Genomic DNA, 17331 nt, shown 5'->3' with positions numbered 1-17331 from the left:
CTATACTATATTATACTAGTAGTCCTTCAAAAAAATTGAAGATGAAGGGCCTTATTCAGTAGTGCCCTCTAGCCAAAAAGTGTTTTCATACAAAAATATAAATTTAAATGTTGTAGATAATTTTGCGACAAGTTCTGCGTCCAGCTCCACAAGGAATACTTCGGCAGCATAAGCATCGCACGACTATAAGTGTATTTCTTATAGGAGGAGCGCCTACCCCCGACGTACAGGACGTCGCGTTTTTGTCGACCTCGAGGTCACAAGCCAATCCTCCCAAAAGGTAAAGGACACCTTTCCGTGAGGATTGGCTTGTGCTATGCCTGAGGCTAATCAAGGCGCTTGCGCTTTGTTCTGTCTATTTCTTACTAAGTGGTTGAATTTGTAAAATTTACAATCATCTTTCATTTCGTCAAACGATTTAAGATGTGATATTATAAACCATATGTTGAATAATGTCGAATTGCCAGCTTAGTTCAGCTGATTTGTATTAAAGGGGAGATACAAATCATGTAAGCGAGAACAAATAGATGGAAAAAAAAAAGGTGACAAAGGGGGAGAAAATGTTGTTGAAATCAATAAAAAGCAAATTAATTTTGCTGATTTCTGCATTATTTATTGTTGTTTTATCAGCAGTAGGTTTTTTTGTATACAACCAAACATCAAAAGAAGTAGAATCTGATGTTGTTAGTCAAACTAAGGGAATTGTGTCTGAAATGAATAATTCACTTTCCTTATTTCTCGATAAATTTTCAACACAAATGATCTATTTATCTGAATCACAGCGCGTAATTGATTATATAAAGCAAGCGGAAGACCCAACTGCAAATACTGAATTAAAGAAGGATTTTGATAACTTCCTTGATAAAAATAAGGATGTTGCCTCAGTTTATGCTGCAAGTGAGAATAAAGATTTAATGATTATTCCAGCTGTTGATTTAGGCTCCGACTTTGATGCAAGAACAAGAGATTGGTATAAGGATGCCATTTCTGCTCCTGGTGAAGTGATTTGGAGCGAGCCATATGAGGATCCAGCCACAAATGAATATGTTGTGACTGCCTCTTTTGCTGTGAAAGAGGGTTCGAAAGTTGTTGGAGCAGTAGGTTTAGATATTAAATTGACTGATCTTACGAATATGGTTAGTGCAGTCCAAATCGGCTACAATGGTTATCCATTTGTCTTTTCACAAGAAGGGGTAGCAATTGTTCACCCAACTGAAAGAAGCAATAATTTGATGGATCTTTCTTTTATCAAGGAAATGTATGAGAATCAAGATAAAGACGGTGTAATTGAGTACGTATACGAAAAAGAAGATAAGTTGCTCGTATACGATACAGTTGCTGCTACTTCGTGGAAGGTTGGTGCAGCTTATACAACTTCTGACTTAATGACTACAGCGATTAGTATCAGAAATAGCATCTTGTTAATATCTGTTATCGGAATCATCATTGCGATTGCAATTACTTCTATCGTCGCTTCAAGATTGACCAAGCCATTGTCATTCCTTAAGAAGGCATTTAGTCAAGTTTCAGATGGAAACTTAATGGTTAAAGTGGATATTCAATCAAAAGATGAGATTGGTGAATTGGGCAGTCATTTTAATGCAATGGTAGAGAATATGAAATCACTACTAACTGTCGTAAATCAATCGGTAAACAATGTGAAGGAATCTGCTGAAAGCTTAAGTGCGGTTTCAGAAGAAACAAATGCCTCAAGTGAGGAAATGGCTGCTGCAATCAATGAAATTGCCAAAGGGGCATCTCAATCGGCGGCTGAGGCTGAAACAGCTAATCAGTTATCCCTTCAACTAAGCAATCAGATTAATGACATTAGTGGCAAAGCAGATGAAATGACGTCTTTAGCTGAAAAGGCAGATGTGATGAACCAATCAGGAATGAAACAAATTAATGATCTGAAAGGTTCATTCTTGATTTCTAAGGAATACTTAGGTTCAATGGAAGAAGTAATTAATGATTTAGAAGATAAAATTGAAAAAATTGAAAAGGTAATGACAACTATTACAGAAATCAGTTCACAAACTAATTTACTAGCATTGAATGCTAGTATTGAAGCTGCTCGTGCTGGAGAGCATGGAAAAGGCTTTGCTGTAGTTGCTGAAGAAGTAAGAAAGCTGGCTGAACAATCAGTTGCAGCAACGGATGAAGTAAAGACGACGATCACTGATATTCAAAGTGGAGCATTGCGAGCAGTTGAATCAATGGATCGGACAAAAGAAACATTTAATCAACAGTCTGATGTTGTTAAGGAAACAGAATTGAATTTCAATAATCTTTCCGAGTTTGTCGAAGGAATGAGACAATCCATCCTTTATATAAGCAATGAAATGATTCATATTGCTGAGAGCAAAGAAGAAGTAATCGGTGGCATACACAATATGGCTGCAATGTCGGAACAGTCAGCAGCATCATGTGAGGAAGTAAGTGCTTCAACAGATGAACAGGTTCATGCCTTACAATCAGTTGCAGCATCTGCTGAACAATTAACTGAGTTAAGTAATGAATTAAAAGAAGTCGTTGACCGATTCAAAATCAATTAAGTTTGGCAGGGATATCAATTCATTTGATATCCCTTTTTTTATGGTCTTTGTTGCTTTTAAATCAAATGTTTGATCAACCTTTCTTAATAAGCAACAATGTGTGCGAAGACAGCCTTTCAATAAGAGAAAATTTAGTAGAGAAAGTACGTACCATTCATTTTGACTGCAGTAAAAGTACGGGATGGTTGAATATCCCTTCTTTACTAGATAAAATAGACTTTATGGGTATACCCACGTAGGGGGTGGAAATTTGAAAAATGTACATAAGCTAACAGAAGGGGCCATCCTTTTAGCTGCTTTTGCAATATTGATTATAATGACGGTTTATATTCCAGTACTTGGCGTAGCAACTAATTTGTTTTTAGCTGTGCCGTTTATTTTATTTGCAGCAAAAAATACAAAGATGAATTCATTTGTGTTTTTTATTGCTGCAATCATCCTTTCCTTCATCGTTGGATCTATTCTTGCATTGCCGCTCACCTTTTCTTACGGATTAACAGGACTTGTTATCGGTTACTGTCTTCAGCAGAAAAAGGGAAGAACTCTATCATTTCTTGCTGCTGGCCTCGTTTTTTTATTTACAATTGTAATGGAATATGCGGCGATGGTCGTTTTATTCAAAATCAACTTTATTGAGGAATTTCTAGTTATGATGAGATCCTCCATTGATCGTTCCGTAAGCATATTAGAATCACTTGGCCAAAAGGTTGAAGGATCGATGATGGACCAATTTGAACTCATGTTGGATATGGTTGAGTCATTAACACCTAGTCTATTCGTTGTGGCTTCCTTCTTTGCTGTTCTTATAATTGAGTTGGTTTCTTTTCCAATTGTAAAAAGATTAGGTGTTGCTGTAGATCAAAGCAGGCCTTTCAGGGAAATGAGCTTACCTAAAAGCATTCTTTGGTACTATTTATTAACGCTCATTGCTTCATTAATATTTAATCCAGTTGAAGGGGATTATTGGTATTTAGCCTTTGTGAATCTTGCGTTTGTTTTACAAATATGTATAGTTATTCAAGGATTATCATTTGTTTTTTACTATTGTCATATGAAAAGCTTTTCAAAGGCCGTTCCAATTATTGCAACAGTTAGTGCATTCCTTTTCCCATTTATTCTTTCTATTGTGAGGATATTAGGTATAATTGATTTAGGGTTTGAATTAAGGAAAAGGTTAGAACAGAGCAATGAATAATACGGAGCTGAAAAACATGCCTGCATATTTAGAAAAGCGGTCCATTCGCTATCCAATCTATGGATTGATGGGCATAACAATCGTGCTACTCGGATTATTAGCATACTATAACTGGCTTTTGAGCTTGATTGGCGTTCTTCTATGTTTTCTTCCCTATTATTATATTTTCAAGATGAATGGGATGCGGCGAAAGGAAACAGAAGAATACATATCAACATTGTCCTACCGGGTGAAGAAAGTTGGAGAAGAGGCATTGATGGAAATGCCTATTGGGATTATGTTGATCAATGATGATTATTATATTGAGTGGACAAATCCCTTTCTAGCATCATGCTTTGATGAAGATACGTTAGTAGGAAGATCCCTTTATGATGTGGGAGATATTCTCGTTCCTCTCATCAAACAAGAAGTGGAAACAGAAGTTATTACTCTTCATGACCGGAAATTCCGTGTCATCCTTAAACTTGAAGAACGGCTTTTGTATTTTTTTGATGTGACCGAACAAGCGGAAATTGAGAAATTGTATCAAGAAGAGCGAACTGTTTTATCTATTATTTTTTTAGATAATTATGATGATTTAACACAAGGAATGGATGATCAGACAAGAAGCAGCATTAATAATACTGTAACTTCTATCCTTAATAATTGGGCGATAACGAATGGTGTTTTCTTAAAAAGAGTATCATCTGAGAAATTTATTGCTGTTTTTAATGAGCAAATTCTCCATCAGCTGGAAAAAGGGAAATTTACGATTCTTGATGAAGTAAGAGAGACAACATCCACACATAATGTTCCTTTGACATTAAGTATTGGTGTTGGTACAGGAGTCTCTTCTCTCCCAGAGTTGGGTGTTCTTGCTCAATCCAGCCTTGACCTTGCTCTTGGACGAGGCGGAGATCAAGTTGCGATTAAACAGACAAATGGAAAGGTGAAATTCTACGGGGGAAAAACAAACCCAGTTGAAAAAAGGACGAGGGTTCGTGCACGCGTCATTGCTCATGCGTTAAAGGAATTAATTGCAGCGAGTGATAAAGTTTTAATTATGGGACATAAATACCCGGACATGGATGCGATTGGATCAGCAATCGGTATTCGGAAAATTGCTCAAATGAACCATCGCGAAGGCTATATTGTCGTGAATCCGCAAGAGTTTGAAACTGGGGTTCAAAGATTAATGGCAGAAATTAAAAAGAATGAGCCATTCCACATGGATTTTATCAGTCCAGCACAAGCTTGGGAAATGGCAACCGAGGACACCTTAATCGTAGTTGTGGATACACATAAACCATCGATGGTCATTGATGAAAAATTACTGCAGCGGCTTGAACATGTCGTTGTCATTGATCATCATCGCAGGGGAGAAGAATTTATTAACAATCCATTGCTCGTCTATATGGAGCCATATGCCTCTTCAACAGCAGAGCTTGTAACGGAGCTGCTTGAATACCAGCCGAAAAATGGAAAAGTCGAAATGCTCGAGGCAACTGCATTGCTAGCTGGAATCATTGTTGATACGAAGAGCTTCTCACTAAGAACAGGATCAAGGACATTTGATGCAGCCTCCTATTTGCGCTCGCTTGGGGCAGATACTGTGCTCGTTCAGAAGTTTTTAAAGGAAGACGTGGAAACCTATATTAAACGATCAAAAATAATTGAAAATGTTTATTTTTATCGAGAAGGGATTGCCATTGCTAAAGGCCAGGAAGATGAGGACGTCAATCAAGTAATCATTGCACAAACGGCTGACACTTTATTGACAATGGAAGGCGTATTAGCTGCCTTTGTCATTTCGAAGCGGTCTGAATATACAGTAGGTGTAAGTGCTCGGTCATTAGGCGACATAAATGTTCAAGTCATCATGGAAAATCTAGAGGGCGGCGGTCACTTAACAAATGCGGCCACACAGCTTGCTGACGTTTCAATTGCTGACGTAGAAGATCGTTTGAAAATCGCCATTGATGATTATATCGAAGGGAGAAAAAAATCATGAAAGTAATTTTTTTAAAGGATGTAAAAGGAAAAGGAAAAAAGGGAGAAATGAAAAACGTAGCCGATGGATACGCACAGAACTTCCTTATTAAGCAAGGTTTAGCTGTAGAAGCGAACCAAACAAATGTGAGTACATTAAGTGCCCAAAAGAAAAAGGAAGAAAAACTAGCAGCTGAAGAGCTTGCAGAAGCAAAGAAATTAAAAGAAACAATGGATAAAATTACTTTAGAGTTTCAGACAAAAGCGGGTGAAGGCGGCCGTTTATTCGGCTCTATTACAAGTAAGCAAATAGCAGAAGAGCTTCAAAAGGCACATCAAATAAAAATTGATAAGCGTAAGATTGAATTACCAGATGCTATTCGTACATTAGGTTATACAAAGGTTTCTGTGAAGTTACATACGGAAGTCACTTCCGTTTTAAATGTACATGTAAAAGAAGCACACTAAAATTGGAAGTTCCATTTACTAATAATCATGTTAAAATAATAGGGTTGGGAAAAATGTGATCGGTAGTTGCTGGTCACATTTTTTCTAGTCATTTAAATTGTAATAAGAGAATAGTTAACTAGTAATTTATATAAATGCATTTAAATGAAGGAGGTTTTAATCGATGAGTGATTTATATGCAGATCGTCTCCCGCCCCAGAATATTGAAGCGGAGCAGGCGGTTCTTGGTGCCATTTTCCTTGAACCATCATCTCTCACATTAGCCTCTGAGATCTTAATTCCTGAGGATTTCTATCGTGCAGCACACCAAAAGATTTTCCATGTTATGTTAAAATTGAATGATCAAGGGAAAGCGGTCGATTTAGTTACTGTAACAGAGGAATTGAGTGCAGCTAAGCTGTTGGAGGATACAGGAGGAGTCGGCTATTTAAGTGAACTTGCTGGGTCTGTACCTACAGCTGCCAATATTGAATATTACGCAAAGATTGTAGAAGAAAAGTCATTGCTGCGGAGACTTATCCGTACGGCAACTGGCATTGCTCAAGATGGGTATGCCCGTGAAGATGAAGTGGAAGTTCTGCTTGGTGAAGCTGAGAAAAGCATTCTCGAAGTGGCGCAACGAAAAAATGCGGGGGCTTTTCATAATATAAAGGATGTCCTTGTCCGCACATACGATAATATTGAGGTCATGCATAATCGAAAGGGCGATATTACCGGTATTGCAACAGGCTTTGCAGAGTTAGATAAGATGACGGCTGGCTTCCAGCGCAATGATTTAATTATTGTCGGTGCACGGCCTTCTGTTGGTAAAACAGCCTTTGCCTTAAATATTGCTCAAAATGTAGCGACAAAAACAGATGAGAATGTGGCGATCTTTAGCCTAGAGATGGGTGCCGAACAGCTTGTAATGCGTATGCTTTGTGCAGAGGGGAATATTGATGCGCAAAGGTTACGGACAGGTTCCCTCACGGATGATGATTGGGGCAAGCTGACAATGGCAATGGGAAGCCTATCGAATGCAGGGATTTTCATTGATGATACCCCAGGTGTCCGCATTACTGAAATTCGTTCCAAATGCCGCCGCTTAAAGCAGGAGCATGGCCTAGGAATGATTTTGATCGATTACTTACAATTAATCTTAGGAAGTGGCCGTTCAGGTGAGAATCGCCAGCAAGAGGTTTCTGAGATTTCCCGTTCATTAAAGGCGCTAGCTCGTGAGCTACAAGTACCTGTCATTGCCCTGTCACAGCTCTCTCGTGGAGTAGAGCAACGTCAAGACAAGCGACCAATGATGTCAGATATTCGTGAATCCGGAAGTATTGAGCAGGATGCCGATATTGTTGCCTTCCTTTACCGTGATGACTACTATGATAAAGAATCAGAGGATAAAAACATTATCGAAATTATTATTGCTAAACAGCGTAATGGTCCAGTCGGAACCGTTCAATTAGCCTTTGTGAAAGAATATAATAAATTTGTGAACTTAGAGCGGCGATACGATTCATCTATGCCTCCAGGTGCATAATTCGGTTATTAAGGGAAAAGACTAGTTTTCAGTACTAGTCTTTTTTTATATGCTCTTTTTTAATGGCTGTTTTCTTAAAGATTGTTGTTTTTAAATCAAATGTTAGAATGAATAGTTTACCAAAAAGGTCGGTTGATTGGAGAGGAAATCAACCTTTACCAACTTTATCTTAATATGCAACAATGTTTGCGAAAACAGCCTTTCTAAAAGATTGAAAAGTGATTGAATTAGTCGGTTGAAAGCAAATGGTTGACCCATGACGGGTTAATTAGGAATAATATTTGTGAAATAGGCCTTTTTTAATAGAGAACTAACGAACGAAATTTATAATTTTATATAAAATGTTCGTGTTTTATTGACTTTTATTGAGGGGAATTGATAAAATAGGAATGTTTGTAAGGGATATAATGTTTATTTTTATATATGTAAAGACATTCAAAAAATGAATGGAAATTGCGGAGGTGCTTTAACTATGTCATCAGTAGTAGTTGTTGGAACACAATGGGGAGATGAAGGAAAAGGGAAAATTACCGATTTCCTATCTGAAAATGCAGAAGTGATCGCTAGATACCAAGGTGGAAATAATGCAGGGCATACGATTAAATTCAATGGAGAAACATATAAGCTGCATTTAATTCCTTCAGGTATTTTTTATAAGGAAAAAGCCTGTATTATCGGAAATGGAATGGTTGTGGACCCGAAAGCACTTGTTAAAGAGCTAGCCTATCTTCATGACAAGGGTGTAACAACGGATAACCTCCGAATTAGTAATCGTGCACATGTGATTCTGCCTTATCATTTGAAACTGGATGAAGTGGAAGAAGCAAGTAAAGGTGCGAACAAAATTGGTACGACGAAAAAGGGAATTGGCCCTGCTTATATGGATAAAGCAGCTCGAATTGGCATTCGTATTGCAGATTTATTAGACCGTGAAGTGTTTGAGGAAAAGCTTGCTCGAAATCTTGAAGAGAAGAATCGTTTATTAGACCGGATATATGAAACAGAAGGTTTTACAATAGAAGAAATTCTTGATGAATATTATGAATATGGACAGCAAATCAAGCATTATGTATGTGATACATCTGTTGTTCTTAATGATGCCCTTGATGATGGGAGAAGAGTTTTATTTGAAGGTGCACAAGGGGTTATGCTTGATATTGATCAAGGGACATATCCATTTGTTACTTCTTCTAATCCTGTTGCAGGCGGTGTAACGATTGGATCGGGTGTTGGACCTTCAAAGATTAAACATGTAGTTGGTGTATCAAAAGCCTATACGACTCGTGTTGGAGACGGCCCATTCCCGACTGAGCTTGATAACGAAATTGGGCACCAAATTCGTGAAGTGGGTCGTGAATATGGAACAACAACAGGTCGTCCTCGCCGAGTAGGTTGGTTTGATAGTGTTGTCGTACGCCATGCTCGTCGTGTAAGTGGACTTACAGATCTTTCACTTAATTCAATTGATGTATTAACAGGCATTGAATCATTGAAAATTTGTGTGGCTTACCGCTATCAAGGGGAAATCATTGAAGAGTTCCCAGCAAGCCTAAAAGTATTAGCCGAGTGTGAGCCTGTATATGAAGAGTTAGAAGGCTGGACAGAGGACATTACAGGATGCAAAACGTTAGATGAATTACCAGCAAATGCCCGCCACTACCTGGAGCGTGTATCTCAACTAACGGGCATTCCACTTTCAATCTTCTCTGTTGGCCCAGACCGCACACAAACAAATGTAGTAAGAAGCCCTTGGCGCCAAAACTAGTCGAAGAAGGAAAAGTCTCATAAAAGTAGCCTATGGGACAAAACATCAGAAAAAGCAAGAGGAAATGTCCCATAGAGAAGTTCTATGGGACAAAAGATCAGAATAGGCAAGAGGAAATGTCCCATAGAGGGGTTTTATGGGACAAAAGATCAGAATAGGCAAGAGGAAATGTCTCATAGAGGGGTTCTATGGGACAAAAGATCAGAATAGGCAAGAGGAAATGTCCCATAGAGAAGCTCTATGGGACAAAAGATCAGAAGAAGCAAGAGGAAATGTCCCATAGAGGGGTTTTATGGGACAAAAGATCAGAAGAGGCAAGAGGAAATGTCTCATAGAGAAGCTCTATGGGACAAAAATCTCGATAAGCTACAAAATTCAAAGATAATCAAGTATGAATAACCTATCAATTGTAAAGTAAAAAGAGAAACTAACTCAAAAAGTGCATTCATCAACAACCTCCTAACTTCTCCTTTATCTTTGCAGTAAAAAAGTTATTGCATTTTACTTAGTTTATATGATATTATAAAAAACGTCGTCATAATGAAAGTATTGTTTCGAGCCATTAGCTCAGTCGGTAGAGCAGATTGCAGTCCGAAGCGGATCATCACCGAATAGCAATCTGTGACAAAGCACGCAGAGCTTTGGAACATCTGTCAGATTATAAACGATCTTTATGAAGCAAAATTTTATATCGAGCCATTAGCTCAGTCGGTAGAGCATCTGACTTTTAATCAGAGGGTCGAAGGTTCGAGTCCTTCATGGCTCACCATGATTTATTTAGGCCCCTTGGTCAAGCGGTTAAGACACCGCCCTTTCACGGCGGTAACACGGGTTCGAATCCCGTAGGGGTCATGGCAAATAACGGTCAGTAAGTGGCTGGCAAGTACGGCCTTCTTGCTGATTGTTATACTATATTTTATGGCTCAGTAGCTCAGTCGGTAGAGCAGATTGCAGTCCGAAGGGAACCATCCCAGAATAGCAATCTGTGACAAAGACTAAAAGGCTTTGGAACAAAGGCAATTTACAAACGGTGTGTATGATATAATAACTATATATGGCTCAGTAGCTCAGTCGGTAGAGCAAAGGACTGAAAATCCTTGTGTCGGCGGTTCGATTCCGTCCTGAGCCATCATTGAAAAATAGGAAAAAGGGAACATGAATAAATTCATGTTCCTTTTTGTAATATATTTGTAATAAAAAGCCTGCTTTTGAAAAATCACATGATTAATCCCTCAGCTTCTTTTTGATTTCCTCCTCATTTAACAGAAAAATGGTAGAAACCTTGATAAATTAGGCTTTACTACTTATGTTTTCAGTAACATTCCGACAATTTACCCTATAATCCTTCGTATTTCAATATAAAAAATGGTAATAAAATGTCATCAATTATACAATTCTGTTACATTATGCATACTAGCGGTCTTTCTAGATCATTTTGTGATAAAGTAGAGAAGTGAAAATTTGCAGGAAAATTTAAATAGTTACATAGCACTATATGAAAGTGTGTTTGTTACCGTAGTCTAGGAGGATGTAACAATGCAAGAATCCATAAAAAAATTAATAGAAATGAAAAATAATACATATAATAGATGGACAAAAATAGTTAAAAAGACAGCTATTACTGCTCTTGCTGTAGCAGCCATTTCCTTTACAGGAAGTTCTGCTGCATTTGCAAATGGAGAAAAGTTAATGACTGTCTATTATGTTTACGTAAATGACGAATACATAGGTACTGTTTCTGATAAAAAGATGATTGAAGATCAAGTAAATGCAAAATTAGGGGAATCAAAGGCAACGTATAAAGATATGAACTTATCTATAGCTGCTGAAATATCCTATGTTCCAGAGCAAGTATTCCATCTAAACGCTGCGAATAATGCTGAGGTAGCAAAAGAAGTAGTTAATGAGATTAGTATAAAGGCAGATGCATATGCCATTGTAATTGAGGGCAAACCGGTTGCTTATGTAGAAACAGCGGATCAAGCAAAGGATGTCATCCAGAAGTTAAAATCCAAGTATGTATCTGAAGCTGAACTGCAAACTTTAGAAGCACAAAAGGAAGATCAGTCCACACTTCCACCTTTAAAAGAAAATGAATCTCGTATATTAGACGTTCGATTATCAAAAGAAGTGACAGTTTCTAATGAAAAAATAGAACCTGCAAAAATGATGTCAGTTGAGGATACGATCAAGCTTCTTGAAAAAGGATCAGTTGAAGAAGTGAAGTATAAAGTGAAAGAAGGAGATGTCCTTGGAGGCATTGCCCATGCACATAACCTTGATGTAGAACAATTACTTTCGATTAATCCTGGATTAACAGAGGAAACGCTTTTACAAATAGATCAGGAATTAAATGTAACTGTATTAAAGCCATATGTTCAAGTGATTGTTGATAAAGAAAAGTATGTGAAGGAAAACGTAGCATTTGAGAAAGAAGTGGTCGAAGATTCCTCCATGTTTAAAGGAGATACAAAGGTTAAACAGGAAGGAAAAGATGGAATTCGTGAAGCAACTTATCGAATTTCTGAGCAAAATGGCCAAGCCATTGCAAAAGAATTGACGAAGGAAAATATTTTACAAGAACCAGTTAAGCATATCGTTATTAAAGGGACAAAAGTAATTCCATCTCGTGGTGATGGCAGCTTCATCTGGCCAGCGAATGGCGGATATGTCTCAAGTAAGGTAGGACATCGCTGGGGAAGAATGCATAAAGGAATTGATATCGCAAGACCAAGTAACCGTACAATCAAAGCAGCAGATAACGGAGTGGTCGTATCAGCTGGTTATGATGGCAGCTTTGGAAATAAAGTAGTCATTGATCATAAGAATGGCTATAGAACACTTTATGCACATTTATCTTCTATTACTGTGAGTGTTGGTCAAACGATTTCTAAAGGTTCTAAAATTGGTGTAATGGGCTCTACCGGTAACTCAACAGGCGTCCATTTGCATTTTGAAATTCATAAAAATGGGAAAATCCAAAATCCATTAAATTATATTCGTTAATAAGAATGCTAAGCAAAGTCTCTAGGTACTCTCTAGAGACTTTTTTCCTTTAAGTGATTTAGGATACTTCTTTCTAAGTAAGTGTATTCCCAATTGAAAAATGGTAAAGTAACATTATTACTACACATAAAGCTTGTAACGAATGAATTCCCAATAATCGAGTAGGAAAGGGAGAATAATATGGAAAAGAAAATTCTAGTTGTCGATGATGAGAAGCCAATTGCAGATATTCTACAATTTAACTTAAAAAAAGAGGGATACGAGGTTCATTGTTCATATGATGGCAATGATGCTTTAGAAAAGGTTGAAGAACTTAAGCCAGACTTGATTCTGCTTGACATTATGCTTCCTCAAAGGGACGGAATTGAAGTGTGCCGAGAAGTTAGAAAAAAATATGATATGCCGATTATCATGCTGACAGCTAAAGACTCTGAAATTGATAAAGTAATTGGTCTTGAGCTTGGTGCAGATGATTATGTAACAAAGCCTTTCAGTACGCGGGAGCTTATCGCCCGTATTAAGGCAAACTTAAGACGCCATCAGCAAATTACAGCAAATGCAGTTGATGAGGATGAATCGAATGAAATTACAGTAGGCTTACTGACTATTCATCCAGATGCTTATATCGTTTCAAAACGAGGAGAGACGATTGAGCTAACTCATCGTGAATTTGAGCTCCTCCATTATTTGGCTAAGCATATAGGTCAAGTCATGACCAGGGAGCATCTGCTGCAAACGGTTTGGGGATATGATTATTATGGAGATGTTCGAACGGTGGATGTAACAGTTAGACGTTTACGTGAGAAAATTGAAGATAACCCAAGTCACCCGAACTGGATTGTTACTCGAAGAGGCGTAGGTTATTATTTGCGAAATCCTGAACAGGAGTAAGGATCACTAATGAAAAAAGTTGGTTTTTTCCGTTCGATTCACCTGAAGTTTGTCATTATTTATGTTTTGTTAATTTTGATTGCCATGCAAATTATTGGTGTTTATTTTGTAAGGCAGCTTGAATTTACTTTAAAGGATAATTTTAAAACAACGATACAGGATCGGATTAATTTGCTCGGTTATTATCTTGAAGAGCAGCTAATGAAAGAGCGCTTGTCAGATGAAGAGGGCCCTACGCTTGAGGAAGATGTTTATAAGCTCTTAAAAGACTTCTATTCGCCTGATATTACAGAAGTAAGGGTCATTGAAGGGGATACGTTAAAAATCATCGGAACATCTGACCAAGACAATCAAGGAGTTGTTTCACAAAGGACAACGGAAACCCTCATTCGAATGTCGATTGCAACAGCTCAACAAGCAAGTGAGAATCGCATTGACGAGGCGGGAAATCGCATATGGGTATTGGTTACACCGATTACGCATAATGGAGAGGTAGAAGGGGCGATTTATTTAGTCGCCAAAATAGAAAATGTCTTTCAACAGATGAGGCAAATTAATAATATCTTTATTTCTGGTACAGCCATTGCACTCGCAATTACGGCCGTATTAGGTGTTCTTTTAGCACAAACAATTACAAGGCCAATGTCAGATATGAGAAGACATGCACTTGCGATGACGAAAGGGAATTTCTCCCGAAAAGTAAAGGTATATGGGTATGATGAAATTGGCCAATTAGCGATGACATTTAATAATTTAACGAAAAAGCTTCAAGAAGCACAGGCAACGACAGAAGGGGAAAGAAGAAAATTGTCTTCTGTTCTTTCCTATATGACCGATGGGGTCATTGCAACTGACCGGAAAGGACGCGTCATTTTAATTAACGAGCCAGCAGCGGAAATGCTGAATGTTTCACGTGAAACAGTCCTCACGTTGCCGATCGTTTCCCTCCTTGGGTTAGAAGAGGACTACACGTTTGATGAGCTCCTCGCTGAACAGGATTCTGTTATTTTGGATTATAGTCAGCCGTCGCAAACATTGATTTTACGGGCAAATTTTTCTGTTATCCAGAAGGAAACAGGGTTTGTAAATGGCTTAATCACAGTTCTTCATGATATTACAGAGCAGGAAAAAATTGAAACTGAGCGTCGGGAATTTGTTGCCAATGTATCTCATGAGTTACGAACGCCTTTAACAACAATGAGGAGCTATTTAGAAGCACTAGCAGAAGGGGCATGGCAGGATCAAGACATTGCACCGAAGTTTTTAGATGTCACCCAGACAGAAACTGAGCGAATGATCCGTCTAGTCAATGATTTGCTACAATTATCCAAAATGGATAGCAAAGACTATCGCTTAAAAAAAGAATGGGTCGATTTCATTTCGTTCTTTCACCGGATTATCGATCGGTTTGAAATAACGAAGCATCAAAATGTGACATTTGATCGGAAGCTTCCAGCCCATACAGCTTTTGTTGAAATGGATGGGGACAAGCTTACTCAAGTATTGGATAATATTATATCGAATGCACTGAAATACTCTCCAGAAGGTGGAAAGGTCACTTTTCGCATGGAAGAGAATATGGATCTGATTATTATTAGTATTTCTGATCAAGGGGTAGGAATACCTAAGGAGAATATTGAGAAAGTATTTGACCGGTTTTATCGAGTGGATAAGGCGAGAACAAGGAAGCTTGGTGGAACAGGGCTTGGCCTTGCCATTGCCAAGGAAATGGTGGAAGCGCATGGCGGGGAAATTTGGGCAACAAGTAAAGAAGGGAAAGGAACAACCATTTCATTCAGCCTGCCCTATGTTCGTACGGAAGAGGATGATTGGGAATGACATATGAAAATATTAAATCCGCCATATTAATCATTTTAGTATGTTCTAGTGTGCTATTAACGTGGAGCATATGGACATACCAGCCGAATGTTGAAGTAATGGATAAACAAAATAATACCGTTGAAAAAGTAGCCATTAGTGATAAAAAGGAAGTAGAAGAAATAGTGAAGCCAGAGCGGATTTACTATCATCAGGATAAGGAAAGGCATTTTGGCACGGTAGATAATAACGAAATAAAGAAAGTCATTGCTGAAATAAGCAGATGGAATTTTACTGATTTTGAGAATGTCATGAGCGAAATCAGCAATTATTCTTCTTTCATACATCAATCAGGTCATGCAGTCATTGTGTTCCCTGATTCCGTTCCAATCGATCTCTACAGATCAAGCATTGATATAAAAGAGAAAGAACTGCCTAATTTTCACTTTGATCGGATTGTGATTGATGTAGAAGGGACTGAAAAGGAACAAAGCTACGTATATTTCGTTTCCTCTCAAGGAGATCAAGCATATAGAAGCCATGTTGCCTCTTCTTTTGTCCATAATTTTAATACGGGCTTCTTTAAGAATGTGGAGTACAATTTAAATTATGATAAATATTTCTCCTATCAAATAGCGGAGGAACGCTTATTGTTCTTGCCCGTACAGGAAACAAAAATGCTCAGATACCAGTATTTATCGAATCCATTAGATGCAGAGAAATATAAATATGCGCTATTTACAGATCCAAGTGTTGTTCAGAAAAATTTTCAGTCATCAGGCGAAGAGTATAAGGATTATTCAAGCCTCATGCGAGTGAATAATGAAAGAAATACACTTTCTTATGTGAATCCAGTCGAGAGTAGTAAAAATCATTTTACTTCTAATAATCTATTGAAACGAAGCATCGATTTCATTAATGAACATGGTGGCTGGACAGGGGACTATCGCTATGTTGATGTAGATGAATCGACCCACGATGTCTTATTCCGCTTGTATGAGAGCAATGGCTATCCAATCTTTAGTGAGGAGTATGGCATCTCTGAAATTAGTCATACTTGGGGACAAAATGAAATTATTGAGTATTCACGAAGCAATTTCTCATTAGGTACTCAAATAGATACATCTGAAGTGGTTCTCCAAGCTGGCCATGAAATTATTGATGTACTCGAAGGGATGGACGAAATCAAAATGGATCAGATTCAAGATGTCGTAATTGGTTATACGATGAAGAAGGACTCGCAAACCGTATTAGTCCATCTTGAACCGTCTTGGTATTATAAATACCATGATTCATGGAGCAAAATTTCCGTCAACGAAATGGGAGGAGGCAATCATGGATTGGAGTAAAATTAAAACAATCTTTATATTGACCTTCCTAGTCCTAAATACGTATTTAATGTATGAATTCTTTAAATTAAATAACTCCGAATATCAATTTATTACAGAGGCATCTTTTGATAAAAGACTGAAGGCTGACGAAATTGAGTATGGTGAGCTCCCGAAGAATTTCCAAAAAGATATGTATTTAAGTGCTAAGCCTAAGGATTTCAATAATGAAAAGCTGGAAGAGATGGAAATAGACATCCTAAAAGAACAGAAAGTAACAATTAATGATGGGATGGTTTTACTCTCTGTTCTAGACAAGCCCTATGAGCTTAGTGATAAAATAGAAGTAGCAGAAATCAACTCATTTATTAAAAACCATGTGTTATTCGGAGATCAATATCGCTTTTACAAAAAAGAAGGAAACTCTATTATGTACTATCAGCAATTTAGAGATAAGATTTTTTATGAAAACATTGGTGGAGAGCTCACGATCTATCTTAATTCAGAGAACGATATTGTATCCTATGAGCAAACGTTGCTAGAAAATATTGAAGAGCTTTCTGATGAAGAAAAAATTATTCAGCCGAATAAAGCGATTGAAACATTGTATGAAAAAGGGTCATTAAAGCCAAAAAGCAAAATAACAAAAGTTGATTTAGGGTATGTGACGTTTGTTCATACTGGAACATCGCAGGTTTTAACACCAGCTTGGCGTTTTATTATCAACGAAGAGGAGAATTTATTTGTTCATGCGTTTGAGGGGCAAATTATTCAATTAAATAACGAAGATAAACAGATAGTGGAGTGAGAGG

Annotated in this window: 11 protein-coding genes and 3 tRNA genes; all 14 read left to right on the top strand. The window is 37.7% G+C overall.

Annotated elements, in window-relative coordinates; translation table 11 throughout:
• Nucleotides 1–560 precede the first annotated feature (560 nt).
• On the top strand, nucleotides 561–2555 hold the full coding sequence (locus tag J2Z40_RS15865; protein WP_162840506.1) for a methyl-accepting chemotaxis protein: 1995 nt from the start codon (nucleotides 561–563) through the stop codon (nucleotides 2553–2555).
• 250 nt (nucleotides 2556–2805) lie between these two features.
• The gene (locus J2Z40_RS15860) at nucleotides 2806–3750 is read left to right on the top strand and encodes a YybS family protein (protein ID WP_066398831.1); all 945 of its coding nucleotides are present in this window, start codon (nucleotides 2806–2808) and stop codon (nucleotides 3748–3750) included.
• A 16-nt stretch (nucleotides 3751–3766) separates the two neighbouring features.
• Nucleotides 3767–5740, top strand: coding sequence for a DHH family phosphoesterase (locus J2Z40_RS15855; protein WP_066399645.1), 1974 nt, complete (start codon nucleotides 3767–3769; stop codon nucleotides 5738–5740).
• Nucleotides 5737–6186, top strand: coding sequence for a 50S ribosomal protein L9 (rplI, locus tag J2Z40_RS15850; RefSeq protein ID WP_066398829.1), 450 nt, complete (start codon nucleotides 5737–5739; stop codon nucleotides 6184–6186). The genes J2Z40_RS15855 and rplI overlap by 4 nt, the downstream gene beginning before the upstream one ends.
• 163 nt (nucleotides 6187–6349) lie before the next feature.
• A complete protein-coding gene (gene dnaB / locus J2Z40_RS15845; RefSeq protein ID WP_066398824.1) occupies nucleotides 6350–7711 on the top strand; it encodes a replicative DNA helicase in 1362 nt (453 codons plus the stop codon).
• 472 nt (nucleotides 7712–8183) lie between these two features.
• Nucleotides 8184–9476 carry an adenylosuccinate synthase gene (locus J2Z40_RS15840; RefSeq protein ID WP_066398823.1) on the top strand — a complete coding sequence of 431 codons (1293 nt, stop codon included), beginning with the start codon at nucleotides 8184–8186 and terminating at the stop codon, nucleotides 9474–9476.
• Between the two features lie 693 nt (nucleotides 9477–10169).
• Nucleotides 10170–10245 (top strand) — tRNA-Lys (locus tag J2Z40_RS15835).
• 11 nt (nucleotides 10246–10256) lie between these two features.
• Nucleotides 10257–10328, top strand: a tRNA-Glu gene (locus J2Z40_RS15830).
• 204 nt (nucleotides 10329–10532) lie between these two features.
• A tRNA-Phe gene (locus J2Z40_RS15825) sits at nucleotides 10533–10605 on the top strand.
• A 407-nt stretch (nucleotides 10606–11012) separates the two neighbouring features.
• Nucleotides 11013–12482: a M23 family metallopeptidase gene (locus tag J2Z40_RS15820; protein ID WP_066398821.1), complete on the top strand. Its 1470-nt coding sequence runs from the start codon at nucleotides 11013–11015 to the stop codon at nucleotides 12480–12482.
• A gap of 180 nt (nucleotides 12483–12662) precedes the next feature.
• On the top strand, nucleotides 12663–13373 hold the full coding sequence (gene yycF / locus J2Z40_RS15815; protein ID WP_066398819.1) for a response regulator YycF: 711 nt from the start codon (nucleotides 12663–12665) through the stop codon (nucleotides 13371–13373).
• Nucleotides 13374–13382: 9 nt separating this feature from the next.
• Nucleotides 13383–15212 carry a cell wall metabolism sensor histidine kinase WalK gene (walK, locus tag J2Z40_RS15810; RefSeq protein ID WP_066398816.1) on the top strand — a complete coding sequence of 610 codons (1830 nt, stop codon included), beginning with the start codon at nucleotides 13383–13385 and terminating at the stop codon, nucleotides 15210–15212.
• Entirely contained in the window at nucleotides 15209–16540 is a 1332-nt protein-coding gene (locus J2Z40_RS15805; RefSeq protein ID WP_066398814.1) for a YycH family regulatory protein, read from the top strand. The genes walK and J2Z40_RS15805 overlap by 4 nt, the downstream gene beginning before the upstream one ends.
• Nucleotides 16527–17327, top strand: coding sequence for a two-component system regulatory protein YycI (locus J2Z40_RS15800; RefSeq protein ID WP_066398811.1), 801 nt, complete (start codon nucleotides 16527–16529; stop codon nucleotides 17325–17327). Before J2Z40_RS15805 ends, J2Z40_RS15800 begins: the two co-directional genes overlap by 14 nt.
• Nucleotides 17328–17331: the final 4 nt, after the last annotated feature.

The sequence above is a fragment of the Cytobacillus eiseniae genome (assembly GCF_017874625.1).
In the GTDB taxonomy this organism is placed as follows: Bacteria; Bacillota; Bacilli; order Bacillales; family Cytobacillaceae; genus Cytobacillus; species Cytobacillus eiseniae.
This window is presented reverse-complemented; position numbering and strand designations above follow the sequence as displayed.

What these genes read in the sequence shown, in the direction of transcription:
- J2Z40_RS15800 (WP_066398811.1), top strand. Translation starts at nt 16,527, where the DNA reads ATGGATTGGAGTAAAATTAAAACAATCTTTATATTGACCTTCCTAGTC.
- J2Z40_RS15865 (WP_162840506.1), top strand. Translation starts at nt 561, where the DNA reads ATGTTGTTGAAATCAATAAAAAGCAAATTAATTTTGCTGATTTCTGCA.
- walK (WP_066398816.1), top strand. Translation starts at nt 13,383, where the DNA reads ATGAAAAAAGTTGGTTTTTTCCGTTCGATTCACCTGAAGTTTGTCATT.
- J2Z40_RS15855 (WP_066399645.1), top strand. Translation starts at nt 3,767, where the DNA reads ATGCCTGCATATTTAGAAAAGCGGTCCATTCGCTATCCAATCTATGGA.
- J2Z40_RS15840 (WP_066398823.1), top strand. Translation starts at nt 8,184, where the DNA reads ATGTCATCAGTAGTAGTTGTTGGAACACAATGGGGAGATGAAGGAAAA.
- J2Z40_RS15805 (WP_066398814.1), top strand. Translation starts at nt 15,209, where the DNA reads ATGACATATGAAAATATTAAATCCGCCATATTAATCATTTTAGTATGT.
- yycF (WP_066398819.1), top strand. Translation starts at nt 12,663, where the DNA reads ATGGAAAAGAAAATTCTAGTTGTCGATGATGAGAAGCCAATTGCAGAT.
- rplI (WP_066398829.1), top strand. Translation starts at nt 5,737, where the DNA reads ATGAAAGTAATTTTTTTAAAGGATGTAAAAGGAAAAGGAAAAAAGGGA.
- J2Z40_RS15820 (WP_066398821.1), top strand. Translation starts at nt 11,013, where the DNA reads ATGCAAGAATCCATAAAAAAATTAATAGAAATGAAAAATAATACATAT.
- dnaB (WP_066398824.1), top strand. Translation starts at nt 6,350, where the DNA reads ATGAGTGATTTATATGCAGATCGTCTCCCGCCCCAGAATATTGAAGCG.